Below are 14,670 nucleotides of genomic sequence, written 5' to 3'. Positions count from 1 at the left end.
CGTTCGTGACCGATGGCGTGCGATGACGGATGTGGAGACCGACGAGCTGCGCGCCTTCGCGACGAAGGCCGCCAGTCTGCGGGGCGACTTCGGCTCGGCGGTGGTCGCGCAGTCGTCCGGGCTGGGCGCACGCTCGATCACCGCAGCGGTGGCGCGATTCGGCGACGCATGGACGACGGCACTGGGGCGCCGTCTCGCGGACGTCGACATGGTGGCGGAGAACCTGCGGCAGACGGCCGAGGTGTTCGACCGGGGCGATGAGGCGTCGAGCAGCGAACTCGACCAGATGATCTGGGCCGAGAGCGACTACTGATGTCCGAGCTGGGGATGACGAACGACCCGGTCGCGCTGATACCGGGCTCGTATGCCGCGGCGCATACGGTCGCGTCCGCGTGGAGGTCTCGGTCCGAGGCCGCCACTGCCCTTCAGGACGGGTTGCGGGGCCTCGAGGTCGATTCCGCGTGGACGGGGTACCCGTATGAGAAGTACCTCGAGCGGGCGGAATACGTGCGGTCGTCGTGGCAGAGGTGCGGCGAGTACTTGATGAGTGGCGCCGCCGCTCTGTCGGCCTATGGCGATGCTCTGCGATGGGCGCAGGACGAAGCCGCACGCGCCATCGACCTGTGGGAGCAGGCGGAAGCAGCGACGATCGCTTCACGCCAGGAGCACCAGGTGAAGGTGCGTGAGCTGGAACGCGACCTTCACCTGCGGCACGTCGAACTCGACGTCCCGTTCGTCGACGGCGGCGCGGACCTGCGCGCGCAGGCGGTCGACGTCTTGACGAACGCACGGGGTGTGCTGGATCGCTACGCCGTCGACGCTGCCAACGCCATCCACGCAGCGGCGGATGCCGCGCCCGTGCAGACGCCGAAGCAGGCCGAAGCCGCGACGAACTGGGCAGTCGTCGGGGCGGTCGGCTCGATCATGTTCGAGACCGCCGTACTCAACCCGGCGATCGAGCAACTGAACTTCATCGCCTCGATGGGCAACGCGCTCATCAACCACCCCGACATCCTCCTCGAACTCCTCGGCGGAGTCGCGCTCGTGGTCGGTGGCGGCACGATGATCGGCGGCGGAGGTGCGCTCGCGATCACCGGAGTCGGAGGCGTCCCCGGTGCCGGCCTCGCCTGGGCCGGCGTGGGTGTCGCGGGCGCAGGCCTCGCCGCTGCCGGGCACGCCGGGACGCGATGGATGAACGAGGCGACCGGGGATGATGCGGTCCGCATCGTGGAGCGCCCGCCACCCCACCCCGAACACGGGGGCCGTGACATCAAGGGCCACTGGAACGGCGACGGGCAACGCCCTTGGGTTGATACCGAGAAGATCGGGTTGGATCGAGTCGCTGACAGACGCAGCGTCGAGGTCATCCACGACAAAGTTCGTGCGACCATCGACGGGTACCGTCACCAGCCCGACGCGACGTCAGATCAACACCGCTACTACGACGGCCTCTACGAGAATGCCGATGGGACCTACACCGGCATCGAGGTCAAGGGCGGCACCGGCAGCCGTGACGCAGCCCAAAAGGGATTCGACAGCACGGTCAGTCCCGAACGCCCCGCGACCGCCACCCTCAACGGCAAGACGATACAGATCACCCGAGTGGTCCTGGAGACTGTGAAATGAGTACACCTACGCATATCGACCAGATCAATGGTGAGAGCCGTGGCCCTTTCGTCGACTACGTCCGCCCGTACCCGGAGCAACTGCGGGCGTCACTGAAGCGCATGAACGGATCCACGTTCTGGTCCTACAGTCTGTGGCGTGCGCCCGAAGGTGCGGACCTCCTCGAGCACATCCCGTTCAGTGAGGAGTACATGCAGTGCGCGGGAACCGCTGAGGCGCTGGCCCTGGAGGTGCGCCGCATCGAGGCCGACGGCACTCCCCGCCAGTACGCGATCGGCAAGCCCGGCGGCGACCGCACAGGCGAGCCCACCGAGGTGATCCACTACGACGACGGTCGCCACAGCACCACGGTCTACCCGCACGAGGTCTTCACCGCCGACGAGGCGGCGGTCGTCTTCTACACGTACTTCCTCACCGACGACGTGTCTCAGCCCTACGAGCTCCGCGATCTGCACGTGAGCTGGCCGAAACCTGAATCCGAAGAGGGCGCCGGCTGATGCGCATCCGCGTCGAGCACGAACCGCTCGCCCAGTCGATTGCGACGCTGGCCGACACCGCGCAGCATATCCGAGCGCTCCTTGACGACCTGGACGCCGAAGCAACCGGGCTGAGGCACCTGTGGACCGGGGCCGCCCAAGATGCCTACTCCCGCGCTCACCGCGAATGGAACGAGTGTGCCGACGGCATGCAGACCGCTCTCACCAGCGCCGCCACCGCGGCCGCCCGCGCGCAAGCACGCACTCGCGAGACCGAGGCTCACGTCGCCGACCTTTGGAGCTGACTCACACCGTCGGAATCCAGACCCGCATGGTCGACGGACCGCGCCGCGCCCAGTCGTGATAGGCGATCAAGGGGGCGTCGACCGTCTCGCCGGTCGAGCGGTGGCGCACCGGCAGCACCACGTGACCGTCGCGCTCGACGGGCTCCCCGGCCGCGACCGCGTCGCCGATGTCGCCGCCGAGGTCGATCGACTCGAGTGCCAGCACCTCGGGGCCGCGTTCGATCGCGACGCTGCCGCGCACGGCATCCACCATCGGATGCGGTGATGTGGTCCTCGCCACGATCGGCAGGTTCAGTTCGACGATGTCGCCGACGCGGAACGCACGAGCGACTTCGACCGCACCCGGAGGTGCAGGCAGCTCCGTGACCTCATTCCCGCTGTGCACACGCACCGTTGCTCCCGATGCCCACGACGGCACTCGCAGCGTCAGTGTGAACTTGGCATCCTCGGTGATCGTGACGCGAACATCGCCCTTCGCCGGGTAGTCCGTCGAGACATCGAACGCGACGATCCGGCCGTCCGGCAGTGTCGTGCGCACGGTCGACGGTGCGTACTGATGCAGCTGCACGCCGTCATCATCGGCCGTCGCGACATACGCGGAGAGGCTCGCGAACGTGCGCGCCACATTCGGCGGGCAGCACGACACCTCGAACCACGGCGCGCGCAGCGATGACGAGGCGCGCGGCGACGTGGCATCCGGATCCGCCGGGATCCCCGGCGTGCGCTGATGCAGGGTGTTGGCGTAGAAGAACGAGCGCCCGTCGTCACCGGGCGAGGTCGCGACGACGTTGAACAGGGTCCGCTCGATCAGGTCGGCGTACTGCGCCTCACCGGTCGCGAGCAGCAGCCGCCACGAGAACATGATCGACCCGATGCCGGCGCAGGTCTCGGAGTAGGCGCGATCCGGCGGCAGCTCCCAGTCGTCGCCGAAGGCCTCGTCCTGATGGTGCGACCCCTGGCCCCCCGTCACATAGGTGCGGCGTTCGACCGTGCGATCCCACTGCGACCGCAGGGCGTCGAGCAGCGAGTCGTCGGAGAGCTCGGCGGCGACGTCGGCTGCGGCGGAGGACAGGTAGTTCGCCCGCACGGAGTGCCCGCGAAGAGCCTCGGCGTCGCGCACCGACACGTCGTCCTGGAAGTAGCTGCGCCCCCACTCGATCTCGCCGAGCGACCCGCGACCGTGCCGCTCGACGAACAGCGCGGCCTGATCGATGTAGCGCTGCTCACCGAGCGCTCGGCCGAGCTCGGCGAGCCCCGCCTCGACCTCGGCATGGCCGCAGATCGCGTCCCGGCCGTCGACGCCGAACTCGCGGCAGACGAGATCCGCGGCGCGCCGAGCGATGTCTATCAGACCGTCGTCGGCATCCGGTCTCGTGCGCACCCGGGCGACGGCCGCCTGGAACAGGTGCCCGAGGCAGTACAGCTCGTGCCCCCACTGCAGCGCAGACCAGCGTTCGTCCTGGCCCTCGCGGCCGAACATCGTGTTGAGGTACCCGTCGGGCTCCTGCGCGGCGGCGACGCGGTCGACGACCCGGCGGAATCGCTGCTCGAGGTCGCTGTCGGCTGCGGCATCCGTCCGCCCGATCTCCCACGCCAGCGCCTCGAGGTACTTGTAGATCTCGGAGTCGGCGAACTCGCGTCCCCGACGCCCGTCCGGCAGCGTGCCGGCGGCGGCGAGGTCGAAGTTGGGCAGCCATCCCTCGGACTCGAGTCGCGACTCGATGTGGCTGAGAGTGGCAGTGCCGTTGACGGCCTGGCGGTCGGCCCAGAACCCTCCGGTGATGCGCACCTCGTCGAGGCCGAGCGGGCGCAGACGCCCGTGCGTGGGAACCACCGGGGCGGCCGGTGCAGTGGTGTCGAACATGGTCATCCCTTGAAGGCGCCGGACATGAAGCCGCGCACGTAGTGTCGTTGCAGGATCAGGAAGAGCAGGATGCAGGGGAGCGCCAGCACGACGACTCCCGCCTCGGTGGCGCCGTAGTCGACGACGCCCTGCACCTGTCCGCGGAGGTTCGCCACCGCGAGCGGCAGCGTCATGCGGTTGGTGTCGTTGATGAGGATCAGCGGTGCCATGAAGTCGTTCCAGGCGGTGAGGAACGCGAACAGCCCGACGGTCACGAGCCCGGGCTTGACGGCGGGGAGCAGCACCCGCCACAGGGCGCCCCAGCTCGAGCATCCGTCGACCATCGCCGCCTCGTCCATCTCCCGCGGGATCGACTCGAACGAGATGCGCATCATGAACATCGAGAACGGCAGCTGGAACATCGTGATCACCAGCGCGACGCCGACCAGCGAGTTCTGCAGGCCGACCGCATTGAGGATCACGTAGAGCGGAATGAGCAGGGTCGCATACGGCACCATCAGGATGGCGAGGGTGAGGAGGAACAGTGCGTTCTTGCCGGGGAACGAGAAGCGCGCGAACGCGTATCCGCCCAGCAGCGAGATGAACAGGGTGAGCGCGACGGTGAGCACCGAGACGAAGAGCGAGTTGCCCAGATACACCCAGATGCCGGCCTGGTATTCGCCGAGGGCCGCGTAGTTGCCGAAGCCCCAGCCGTCGGTCTGGCTGGTGCCGGCCATCGGGCTGACCGACGAGACGCCGGTCCAGATGAGCGGATAGAGGAAGATCACGGCCAGCGCGGTCGTGAACACCCAGTACGGGATGCCGAGGACGACGCGAGCGGCCTTCGAGCGATAGCGCGGCGGGGTCGGCTGATGGTTCGGAGCGACGATCGTGCGCGTCAGGGTCTGGGACATGGTTCTCAGCTCTCATCCGTGCGGCGGAACGCGCGCAGCTGGAAGACGTTGATGACGATGAGTGCGAGCAGCACGATCACCGAGAGGGCGCCGGCGATGCCGAGGCTGTTCTGCCCCTGGAATGCGACGTTGTAGATGAGCTGCACGACGGTCATGGTGCTGTTGTCGGGGCCGCCCTTGGTGAGGATGTAGAACTGCTCGAACGCGAGCAGCGACCCGGTCACGCACATCACCGTCGTGAGCGCGAAGGTCGGCTTGAGCAGCGGCACGGTGATGTCGCGGAAGGTCTGCCAGCGGTTCGCGCCGTCGATGCGGGCGGCTTCGTAGACGTCATCCGGGATTCCCTGCAGGCCCACCAGCATCAGCAGCATGTAGAAGCCCGCGTATCGCCAGACGATCAGGAAGATGGTCGACCACAGTGCGCCCTCCGGCGTGCCGAGGAACGTGATGCCCCACGACTTCATGAGGTTCGCGAACGGGCCGGCGATGGGGGAGTACAGCACGTAGAAGAGCAGTGACGCGGATGCCAGGCCGAGCGCGCTGGGGATCAGGAAGGCCGTGCGCAGGAACCCCTTCCAGCGGGTGGACTCCTGCACGAGCAGGGCCAGGCCGAGCCCGAGTCCGATCAGGATCACGGTCGTGATGACGGTGTAGAGCAGGGTGAAGCGGATCGAATCCCAGAAGAGGCGGTGCGTGACGGCATCCGCATAGTTCTCCGGGAAGTTGATTCCCTGGTTGCCGCTCAGCAGGGGCCAGTCCGAGGCCGACATCTGCAGCACCAGCACCAGCGGCACGATGAACAGCAGGGCGACGAAGATCGCCGTGGGGGCCGCGTACAGCCAGCCCTGCACCGGGCCGCCGAAGGCGGTGCGCCGTCTGCGGCGATGCAGCGGGAGTGTGGCCTGGGTCATCACGTTCTCTTTCGATGGGGGACTGACGAGGGGGGATGCGGGGGCGACGCGGCGCGCCGCCCCCGCATGATCACTGCGACAGGATCGCCGTGATCTCCTCGTTGTCGGCGGGCACCGAGTCGTCGCCGTTGAGCACGGCGTTGCGCACCAGGGTGAGCCACGGGCTGCCCGGGGCGTTGAACGCCTGCTGGAAGTTCAGGGCCACCGGGGTGTCGCCCTGGGCTGCGACCTCGTTGATCGTCACCAGTCGGGGATCGGCGGCCGCATACTCGTTGTCGGCCAGGTCTCCGCGGGAGACGGCGTTGCCGTCTTTCGCGAGCACCTCGACCTGGGCGTCCTCGGACATCATCCAGTTGAGGAAGTTCCAGGCCTGCGCGGCCTTCTTCGAGTCCTTCGAGATGCCGATGCCGTCGCCGCCGACGAACGTCGAGGCGCCGCCGTCGACACCGGGGATGCCGGCGACTCCCGCGTCGAACTCGAGCGAGGGGAGCAGCGTCGCGGGGAACGGCATCACGCCGACCTTGCCCTCGCTGAACGCGGCGGTCCAGGTGGGGCCGGCCTCATCGGTCGAGCTCGGGAGAACCGCACCCGCCTCTTCGAGGCCCGCCCACGTGTCGTAGACGGCCTGAGCCGAGTCGCCGTCGAGCAGGGACTCGGTGCCGTCGTCGCTCATGACCTCGTCGCCCGATGCCCAGATGGAGGGGAACCAGGTGAAGACCAGGCATCCGCCGCAGTTGAGGCCGGTCGCGGTGCCGTAGGTGTCCGGCTTGTTCAGCGACTGCACGGCCATGGCCGCTTCGGCGAACTCCTCGAGCGTGGCGGGCGCCTTCTCGGGGTCGAGGCCGGCCTCGGCGAAGAGCTCCTTGTTCCAGAAGAGCATCGAGAGGTCGAGGGCGAACGGCAGCACGTACTCGGCGCCGTCGACGGTGCCGGCCGACAGGTGCCCGGGGTTGATCTCGTCTTTGAAGTCGAGGGCGTCGATCTGCTCGGACATGTCCTGGAACAGGCCCTGCTGTGCCCAGTTCGGCACGTAGACGATGTCGGCGGCGAAGAGGTCGGGCAGGCCGCTCGACCCTGCGGCGGCGCCGACCTTCGCGACGTAGTCGTCGTTGGGCACGACTGTCAGCTCGACCTGGTTCTCGTGGCTGTCGTTGTAGGCGTCGACGAGCAGCTTGGCCTGGCGCTCGATCGGCGCGCGGGTCCACAGTGTCAGGGTCGTGCCGTCGTCGGTGCCTTCGGCGGGGATGGGCTCGTCGGAGGCGGCGTCATCGCCGGCGGGTGCGCAGGCGGCGAGTCCGCCGACGAGCAGGCCGGCCGCGATGACGGCGGCTGCTGCCCGACGTGCGGCGTGGGTGCGAATGGTGTTCATGGGCGGGGGCTCCTCTGGGCTCGTCCTCGAGCGGGTGCGGTGTGGCGCTTCGGCAGTGCAGCGCCGGGAGTGGAGATGAGGGTGGAGATCAGGTTCTTCGAAAGTTACGAAAACCCTTTCGAAAAGGTATAGCGTGGTTTCGGAGGGCGCGTCAACCCTCGTTCCGATAACCTTTCAGCACGAAGGAGTGGGATGACGGATACGACTGGAGCACGAGCTGCGACCCTCAGTGACGTCGCCGCGCGCGCCGGAGTCTCGATCTCGACCGCATCCAAGGCGCTGAACGATCGGGGCGACGTATCGGTCGCCACCCGCGCCAAGGTGCGCGCGATCGCCGAGGAGCTGTCCTTCACCCCCAATGCCATGGCGCGAGGACTCCTCGCCGGGCGCACCGGCACGGTCGGCCTTCTCACCAGCGACCTCGAGGGCCGCTTCATGCTGCCGATCCTCATGGGCGCGGAGGATGCGTTCGGCGCAGGTCGCATCAACGTCTTCCTGTGCGATGCGCGAGGTGACGCGATCCGTGAGCAGCACCACCTGAAGGAGCTGCTGAGCCGCAGGGTCGACGGCATCATCGTCGTCGGCCGTCAGACGGATCCGCGCCCCTCGCTCGGGCAGGAGATCCCCGTGCCCGTGGTCTACGCGTACGCCCCCTCGGATGACCCGCGCGACCTCTCATTGACCCCCGACAACTACGCGGGCGGGCGTCTCGCGATCGAGCACCTGTTGGCCTGCGGACGTCGGCGCATCGCGCACATCTCGGGCGACCCGACCTATGCCGCAGCCCAAGACCGCCTCGCCGGCGCCAGAGCAGCACTCGGCGAGGCGGGTCTCGAACTCGTGGGCGAGCCGATGTTCTCGGAGTGGACCGAGCACTGGGGTCGGGATGCCGCGGCGATGCTGCTGCAGCGGCATCCGGACATCGACGCCGTGTTCTGCGGATCCGACCAGATCGCTCGCGGTGTGCTCGACTCGGCCCGCGATCTCGGCCGCACCGTGCCGGACGACCTCGCGGTGATCGGCTACGACAACTGGGAAGTGCTCGCGACCAACGCCCGGCCCGAGCTCACCAGCATCGACGCGAACCTGCAGCAGCTCGGTCGTCAGGCGGCGCTGCGGGTGTTCGATGCGATCGACGGCATCGACATCGGCGAAGGCGCGCACCACCTGCCGGTGCGGCTCGTGATCCGCGGATCGACCATCGCCCGGCGCTGAGGGGCGCTCGCGCGTGCCGGAGTCAGGCCAGGCGTGGTCGCGCCGTCTATCAGCCGATGACGAGCTTACGTTGCTCCTCCGTCAGACCATCCAACCGTCCTCCAGGAAGAACGTCGGTGAGTTTCCCCGCTGCCCGCGCTCCCAGAAAGGGCCAAATCTGTTCGCCAGGGTCGGACGGGTTCGTGACGATGAATCCTTGAGGGCTCAGGAGGGGCCATCGGGGTTTGCCTGCCGCCTCAGCGTCGCCTGGCTCGACTCGATATTCCTCGGATACCTGGAGCTCTTCGTCCGTCAACGCATCGTCGAGATACGCCACCACGTCGAGGTCGCGAGGCAACGCATCTGCGACCTCCTGAGGATCCGGTGATGGAGAGGTCACGGGAATGTAGACGATGTCTCCCGGTTGAAGCGGTGACCCGCCGTTCTCAGTGACCTCGATGACCTCGACTTCGGCGAGGAGTGCTGCGCCGACGGGGGTTCCGGTGGCGGTGGTGACCTTGTCTCCCGCGAGCCAGCGATGCACGGTACCGGTGACCACAGCCGCGGAGCGATGGCCGAGGTCTGTCGTGTTCTGGAAGACGATCGTCGAGACGGCACTGATGTCGAGAGACAGAAGCATCTCGGCGGCGTCAGATTGTGTTGCGTCCTGCGTGACAGATGCCGCTGCCGGGTCGGTTCCCGGTGCCGTGGCACACGAGGTCAGCAGCAGCGCCAGTGCCGGCACCAGTATCAGGCTTACATGCGATCGTCGACTGCGTTGTGCGTTCATGATCGGTCCTGTCTTCATCAATGCGCAACGTTGATGTGATCAACGTGGTGCTGTGGATAGTAAAAGACTTGCGTCGATAGAGTGGAATCCATGCATCCTCCGACGCCGGTCTCGTGATAAAGACCGACGGCGTGCCCAATCTCATGGCAAAGGACGTTCCGGCGTGCATTTGCCAGTTGTCCGTCGCTCCATCCCCATGTGCGTGCCTGCAGCCATGACGAACGAATATTGAATATCAGACTGGCCTGATCGCATCGCGCGACTGCCGGCATCCGCTTTGTGCAGATGTACTGACCTAATACGTTATCGGCGAGCACAACTTCACCGGTAATTCCGTTGCGGTGGCCCCCTAGGTCTGTCTGGGTTCCGCACGGATTCATATAGGTGTCGTAGAGATCAGTTTGATTGTCGAGGTTGGACATCGCTTCTCCGAATCGCTGCCCAATCGCAGGGTCCCACGGTTCGACTGTGCAGTAGTCCATATTCGCGTCGTCGGCGCGGCAGGGGACCTGTGCTGCGGGCCACTGATTGCAGCTCGCGGAATATGTGTCGGCTCGAGCTGCGGTGTTATTGAATGGCACGAGGGCGATCACCGCAATCACGGCCGCTGCGAGAGAAATGCCTATACGAACGAAACTACGTTGTTTCATGGGGTGAGACTACGAGCTGACGGCCGATATGGTGGGATTCCATTATCGGCAGCGGCTCGTCAGAAGCGACCGACTTGTTGCTTGCCCAGCATCGTGTCGAACAGGGTCAGGCGTCGTCGCGCCAGGAGTGCTGCGGGTCGAACCCGAGCACGCGGCGGGCCTTGTCGATCGACAGCAGCGTCTCGTTCGGGCCGAACTCGCGGGCGACCGGCACATCGGGGAAGACCTCGGCGAGCAGCTCGGCGTTCGGACGCGTCATCACCGTGTCGGCCGCCGCGATGATGAAGTTGTCGAACCCGGGTGCCGCCACCTCGAGCGCACGCTCCACCGCCTGCGCACCGTCGCGGGCGTCGATGTATCCCCAGAGGTTCCACTTGCGGCGCAGGGCGTCGGCGTCGAAATCGGGGAACTCGGCGTAGTCCTCGGGGTTCATCACGTTCGAGAACCGCAGTGCGGTGATCGACAGGTCGGGATGCCAGCGCACGAGCTCCCTCGCCAGCTGCTCCTCGAGGGTCTTCACGAGCGAGTAGGCCGACTCGGGGCGGGCGGGGTAGTCCTCGTCGACCGGCACGTAGGGCGGCGGCACGTCGAATGGCAGGCCCAGCACGGTCTCGCTCGAGGCGTAGACGACACGGCGGATGCCGAGGCGCACCGCCGCCCAGAAGACGTTGAACGTGGCGGGCATGTTGTTGTGGAAGGTGGCGACGTCGCTGCGGATGCCGGGCGCCGGGATGGCGCCGAGATGCACCACGGCGTCGATGCCGTCGTGCCGGTCGCCGACGGCCGTGAAAGCATCCACGACCTGGCCGTAGTCCGTGAGGTCCACCTGCACGAAGTCAGGGCCGCGGGTGCCTGAGACGTCCATGCCGATGACCTCGTGTCCGTGAGCGCGGAGCTCCCGCGCGACGACGCTGCCGAGCTTGCCCGATGATCCGGTGAGTGCGATGCGCATGTCACCAGAGTGGCACGAAGACGAGGCGCCGGGGCCGCTCGGCATACACTCGTCGGCGTGAGTGACACCAGCAGCCAGCCGCCCCGCACCATCGGCGTGCGCGACGTCGCCGTGCGCGCAGGAGTGTCTCGGCAGACGGTGTCGCGCGTGCTCAACGACCACCCCGAGGTCGCTACCGAGACCCGCGAACGGGTGCTTGCCGCGATGGCCGAGCTCGGCTACCGCATGAACAACGCGGCCAGAGCGCTGGGCACCCGCCGCTCCCGCACCCTCGGGGTGCTCGCCACCGACGCACTGCACTATGGCCCGTCGCGCAGCATCGCAGCGCTCGAGGCGTCGGCCCGCGAGGTCGGCTACTGGCTGAGTGCGGCCTTCGCGGATGCGGGGGACACGGATGCCGTGGTCGCCGCGGTCGACCACCTCGTCATGCAGGGAGTCGAGGGCATCGTCGTCGTCGCGCCTCACGCCCACACCCTCGACGCGCTCGACTCGGTGCGCATCGGCGTGCCCGTCGTCACCCTGCACGCAGCCGATCGCGGCGCGCGCGGCCTCTCGGTCGATCAGGAGGCCGGGGCACGACTCGCCGTCGCGGCACTCGCCGACGCCGGGCACACACGCATCGCGCACCTCGCCGGTCCCGCCGACTGGCTCGAGGCCGAGTCCCGCGCTGAGGGGTTCCAGGCCGAGCTCGCCGCACGAGGACTCGCCGCCGGGCCGGTCATCGAGGGCGACTGGACCGCCGGCTCGGGCTATGCAGCGGCTCGCGCCGTGCGCGACTCGGGTGTGACGGCGGTATTCGCGGCGAACGACCAGATGGCCCTCGGGCTGCTCGGCGGTCTGCAGGAAGTCGGGCTCTCGGTGCCCGCAGACATCAGTGTCGTCGGGTTCGACGACACGCCGGATGCCGCCTACTACTGGCCGAAGCTCACGACCGTGCGGCAGGACTTCTCGGAATTGGCGCGTCGTGCGGTGGCGGCGGTGCTGGCGGGCAGTGCCGGAGCCGCGGCATCCGACCTCGCGCCGGTGGCACCCGTGCTCGTGACCCGCGATTCGGTGGCGCCGCCGCGCTGAACGGCGCCAGGGTGTGTGCCGGCGCGTTGCGGCGTCAGTTCCGCATGTGCGGCGCGGTGCGGGGTCAGTTCTGCACGTGAATACGCCGAATCCGATGCGAAAGTGACCCCGCACGAGACGGGAGATGCGAAAGTGGCCCCGAACACCGCGGCGCCGAGCGGTCGCCGGTGTCTTGACGGTCCGCCGACCTCCGTGACACACTTCTGTGACCGGTCACAGTGACCACCGCCGACCCTGAGGTATCCGTGAGCAACGAAGCCCCCGTCTTCTCCCCTGAGATCGACGCGTCCATCCAGGCCGTCCGCGAGGATGTCGCCCGTCTGCACGGCGAACTGGTCCGTTACGACCTCATCGTCTGGACCGGCGGCAACGTCTCGGGCCGCGTGCCAGGAGCCGACCTGTTCGTGATCAAGCCGTCGGGCGTCAGCTACGACGACCTCACGCCCGAGAACATGATCCTGTGCGACCTCGACGGCGCCGTGATCCCCGGCACTCCGGGAAGCGACCGCTCGCCCTCGAGCGACACTGCCGCCCACGCCTACGTCTACCGCCACATGCCCGACGTCGGAGGTGTCGTGCACACGCACTCGACGTTCGCCGTCGCGTGGGCAGCCCGTGGCGAAGAGATCCCCTGCGTCATCACGGCCATGGCCGACGAGTTCGGCGGTCCGATCCCGGTCGGTCCGTTCGCGATCATCGGCGACGACTCGATCGGCCGCGGCATCGTGCAGACCCTCACCGGCCACCGCAGCCGTGCGGTCCTCATGCAGAACCACGGCCCGTTCACCATCGGAGTCGACGCGAAGGATGCCGTGAAGGCCGCCGTCATGGTCGAAGACGTGGCCCGCACCGTGCACTACGCCCGTGAGGCCGGCCCGCTGATCCCGATTCCGCAGGAGGCCATCGACAGCCTCTTCAACCGCTACCAGAACGTCTACGGACAGAACTCGGACGCCCGACGATGAGCGACACGACCCGCACGACCGCCCGCGACGACATCCTCGCCGGCCGCACGAGCCTCGGCATCGAGCTCGGCTCCACGCGCATCAAGGCCTGTCTGATCGGATCCGACGCCACCGAGGTGCTCGCGACCGGGTCGTTCTCGTGGGAGAACCGCCTCCAGGACGGCCTCTGGACCTACGCGATCGACGAAGTGTGGACAGGCCTGCAGGCGGCATACGCCGGTCTCGTCGCCGACGCGGACGAGCGCCACGGCGTGCGCCCCGAGACGTTCGGCGCGATCGGGATCTCGGCCATGATGCACGGATACCTCGCGTTCGATGCGCAGGGCGAGCTGCTCACGCCGTTCCGCACCTGGCGCAACACCAACACGGGCGCCGCGGCGGCCGAGCTGACCGACCTGCTCGGCGTGAACATCCCGCTGCGGTGGTCGATCGCCCACCTGCACCAGGCGGTGCTCGACGGCGAGGCGCACGTGCCGCAGCTCGACTTCGTCACCACCCTCGCGGGCTATGTGCACACGAGGCTGACGGGCGAGCGCGTTCTCGGCGTCGGCGACGCCTCTGGCATGTTCCCGATCGACTCGGCCACCGGAGACTACGACGAGCGGATGCTGCAGGCCTACGACGCCCTCGCCGCCGACCGTCTTCCCGCCGCAGCCAAGGACCTGCTCCCGACCGTCCTTCCCGCCGGCGCCGCCGCCGGGACGCTCACCACCGAGGGCGCGGCCCTGCTCGATCCGTCGGGCGCGCTGCCCCCCGGCATCCCGCTCTGCCCGCCCGAGGGCGACGCGGGCACCGGCATGGTCGCGACGAACTCGGTGTCGCCGCGCACCGGCAACGTCTCGGCCGGAACCAGCATCTTCGCGATGGTCGTGCTCGAGCGCCCGCTCGCCGAAGTGCACCATGAGCTCGACCTCGTGACTACACCCGCGGGCGACGCCGTCGCGATGGTGCACTGCAACAACGGCGCGAGCGAACTGGCCGCCTGGGCAGGGCTCTTCACCCGTTTCGCCGCCGCCGCGGGGCAGCCGCTGAGCGATGACGCGGTCTTCGACACCCTCTTCCGCGAGGCTCTCGACGGAGAGGCGGATGCCGGCGGCCTGCTGGCCTACAACCACCTCGCGGGCGAGCCGATCGCCGGCCTCACCGAGGGGCGCCCGCTGTTCGTGCGCACCCCCGACAGCGCCTTCACGCTGGCGAACTTCATGCGCTCGCAGCTGTACGGCGTGTTCGGCACGCTCGCGCTGGGGATGCAGGTGCTCGCCGCCGAAGGAGTCGAACTCGACCGCATGTTCGCGCACGGTGGCATGTTCCGCACCGCGGGGGTCGCGCAGCGTTTCCTGGCCGGAGCGCTCGGCGCTCCCGTCGCGGTGGGCGAGCTCGCCTCCGAGGGCGGCGCGTGGGGCATTGCGGTGCTCGCGTCGTATCTCGCGCACTCCGAGACGGCGTCGCTGGGGGAGTACCTCGAGCGCGACGTCTTCGCCTCCGCATCCCTCGCGGTCGCCGACCCCGACCCTGCCGACGTCGCCGGCTTCACCGCCTACCTCGACCGCTACCGCGCGGGCCTCGCGATCGAAGCCGCCGCGACCACCGCTCTCTGACCCCCA

General features: G+C 68.2%; 15 protein-coding genes. 8 read left to right on the top strand and 7 right to left on the bottom strand.

The window, feature by feature from the left end:
* Positions 1-22 precede the first annotated feature (22 nt).
* Genes ACIPV5_RS00215 through ACIPV5_RS00200 form a run of 4 tightly spaced genes read left to right on the top strand, consistent with a single transcriptional unit; the run spans position 23 to position 2,407 of the window.
* A complete protein-coding gene (locus ACIPV5_RS00215; RefSeq protein ID WP_053097891.1) occupies positions 23-313 on the top strand; it encodes a type VII secretion target in 291 nt (96 codons plus the stop codon).
* Complete coding sequence (locus ACIPV5_RS00210; protein WP_400338819.1) at positions 313-1,626, top strand: putative T7SS-secreted protein; 1,314 nt, start codon at positions 313-315, stop codon at positions 1,624-1,626. The genes ACIPV5_RS00215 and ACIPV5_RS00210 overlap by 1 nt, the downstream gene beginning before the upstream one ends.
* Positions 1,623-2,123, top strand: a complete 501-nt coding sequence (locus ACIPV5_RS00205; protein WP_400338816.1) for a hypothetical protein — start codon at positions 1,623-1,625, stop codon at positions 2,121-2,123. The genes ACIPV5_RS00210 and ACIPV5_RS00205 overlap by 4 nt, the downstream gene beginning before the upstream one ends.
* On the top strand, positions 2,123-2,407 hold the full coding sequence (locus tag ACIPV5_RS00200; protein WP_400338814.1) for a WXG100 family type VII secretion target: 285 nt from the start codon (positions 2,123-2,125) through the stop codon (positions 2,405-2,407). Before ACIPV5_RS00205 ends, ACIPV5_RS00200 begins: the two co-directional genes overlap by 1 nt.
* Position 2,408: 1 nt before the next feature.
* Here ACIPV5_RS00200 and ACIPV5_RS00195 read toward each other — a convergent pair whose 3' ends face one another.
* The 4 genes from ACIPV5_RS00195 to ACIPV5_RS00180 all read right to left on the bottom strand — a co-directional run bounded on the left by ACIPV5_RS00195 (position 2,409) and on the right by ACIPV5_RS00180 (position 7,444).
* Complete coding sequence (locus ACIPV5_RS00195; RefSeq protein WP_400338812.1) at positions 2,409-4,277, bottom strand: glycoside hydrolase family 127 protein; 1,869 nt, start codon at positions 4,275-4,277, stop codon at positions 2,409-2,411.
* Positions 4,274-5,164 carry a carbohydrate ABC transporter permease gene (locus tag ACIPV5_RS00190; protein ID WP_082297903.1) on the bottom strand — a complete coding sequence of 297 codons (891 nt, stop codon included), beginning with the start codon at positions 5,162-5,164 and terminating at the stop codon, positions 4,274-4,276. Before ACIPV5_RS00190 ends, ACIPV5_RS00195 begins: the two co-directional genes overlap by 4 nt.
* Before the next feature lie 5 nt (positions 5,165-5,169).
* Positions 5,170-6,075: a carbohydrate ABC transporter permease gene (locus tag ACIPV5_RS00185; RefSeq protein WP_053097880.1), complete on the bottom strand. Its 906-nt coding sequence runs from the start codon at positions 6,073-6,075 to the stop codon at positions 5,170-5,172.
* Positions 6,076-6,145: 70 nt separating this feature from the next.
* Positions 6,146-7,444, bottom strand: a complete 1,299-nt coding sequence (locus ACIPV5_RS00180) for a sugar ABC transporter substrate-binding protein (RefSeq protein WP_056280597.1) — start codon at positions 7,442-7,444, stop codon at positions 6,146-6,148.
* A 192-nt stretch (positions 7,445-7,636) separates the two neighbouring features.
* On the opposite strand from ACIPV5_RS00180, the gene ACIPV5_RS00175 reads away from it, so the two are divergent.
* Positions 7,637-8,659 carry a LacI family DNA-binding transcriptional regulator gene (locus ACIPV5_RS00175; RefSeq protein WP_053097877.1) on the top strand — a complete coding sequence of 341 codons (1,023 nt, stop codon included), beginning with the start codon at positions 7,637-7,639 and terminating at the stop codon, positions 8,657-8,659.
* Positions 8,660-8,708: 49 nt separating this feature from the next.
* Here the strand turns inward: ACIPV5_RS00175 and ACIPV5_RS00170 are convergent, their stop codons facing one another.
* From ACIPV5_RS00170 to ACIPV5_RS00160, 3 genes are all read right to left on the bottom strand, one after another.
* A complete protein-coding gene (locus ACIPV5_RS00170; protein WP_400338807.1) occupies positions 8,709-9,446 on the bottom strand; it encodes a hypothetical protein in 738 nt (245 codons plus the stop codon).
* Positions 9,446-10,078 carry a hypothetical protein gene (locus tag ACIPV5_RS00165; protein ID WP_400338805.1) on the bottom strand — a complete coding sequence of 211 codons (633 nt, stop codon included), beginning with the start codon at positions 10,076-10,078 and terminating at the stop codon, positions 9,446-9,448. Before ACIPV5_RS00165 ends, ACIPV5_RS00170 begins: the two co-directional genes overlap by 1 nt.
* Positions 10,079-10,184: 106 nt before the next feature.
* A complete protein-coding gene (locus ACIPV5_RS00160) occupies positions 10,185-11,030 on the bottom strand; it encodes an NAD-dependent epimerase/dehydratase family protein (RefSeq protein ID WP_400338802.1) in 846 nt (281 codons plus the stop codon).
* 57 nt (positions 11,031-11,087) lie between these two features.
* On the opposite strand from ACIPV5_RS00160, the gene ACIPV5_RS00155 reads away from it, so the two are divergent.
* The 3 genes from ACIPV5_RS00155 to ACIPV5_RS00145 all read left to right on the top strand — a co-directional run bounded on the left by ACIPV5_RS00155 (position 11,088) and on the right by ACIPV5_RS00145 (position 14,664).
* Positions 11,088-12,101 (top strand): LacI family DNA-binding transcriptional regulator, encoded by a 1,014-nt coding sequence (locus tag ACIPV5_RS00155; RefSeq protein ID WP_394195398.1) that lies wholly within the window; start codon positions 11,088-11,090, stop codon positions 12,099-12,101.
* Positions 12,102-12,346: 245 nt separating this feature from the next.
* Positions 12,347-13,066, top strand: a complete 720-nt coding sequence (locus ACIPV5_RS00150) for an L-ribulose-5-phosphate 4-epimerase (RefSeq protein WP_363522687.1) — start codon at positions 12,347-12,349, stop codon at positions 13,064-13,066.
* Entirely contained in the window at positions 13,063-14,664 is a 1,602-nt protein-coding gene (locus ACIPV5_RS00145) for a xylulokinase (protein WP_400338797.1), read from the top strand. The genes ACIPV5_RS00150 and ACIPV5_RS00145 overlap by 4 nt, the downstream gene beginning before the upstream one ends.
* Positions 14,665-14,670: the final 6 nt, after the last annotated feature.

Origin of the sequence: Microbacterium sp. NPDC090014 (assembly GCF_044748285.1) — a bacterium.
In the GTDB taxonomy this organism is placed as follows: Bacteria; Actinomycetota; Actinomycetes; order Actinomycetales; family Microbacteriaceae; genus Microbacterium.
This window is presented reverse-complemented; position numbering and strand designations above follow the sequence as displayed.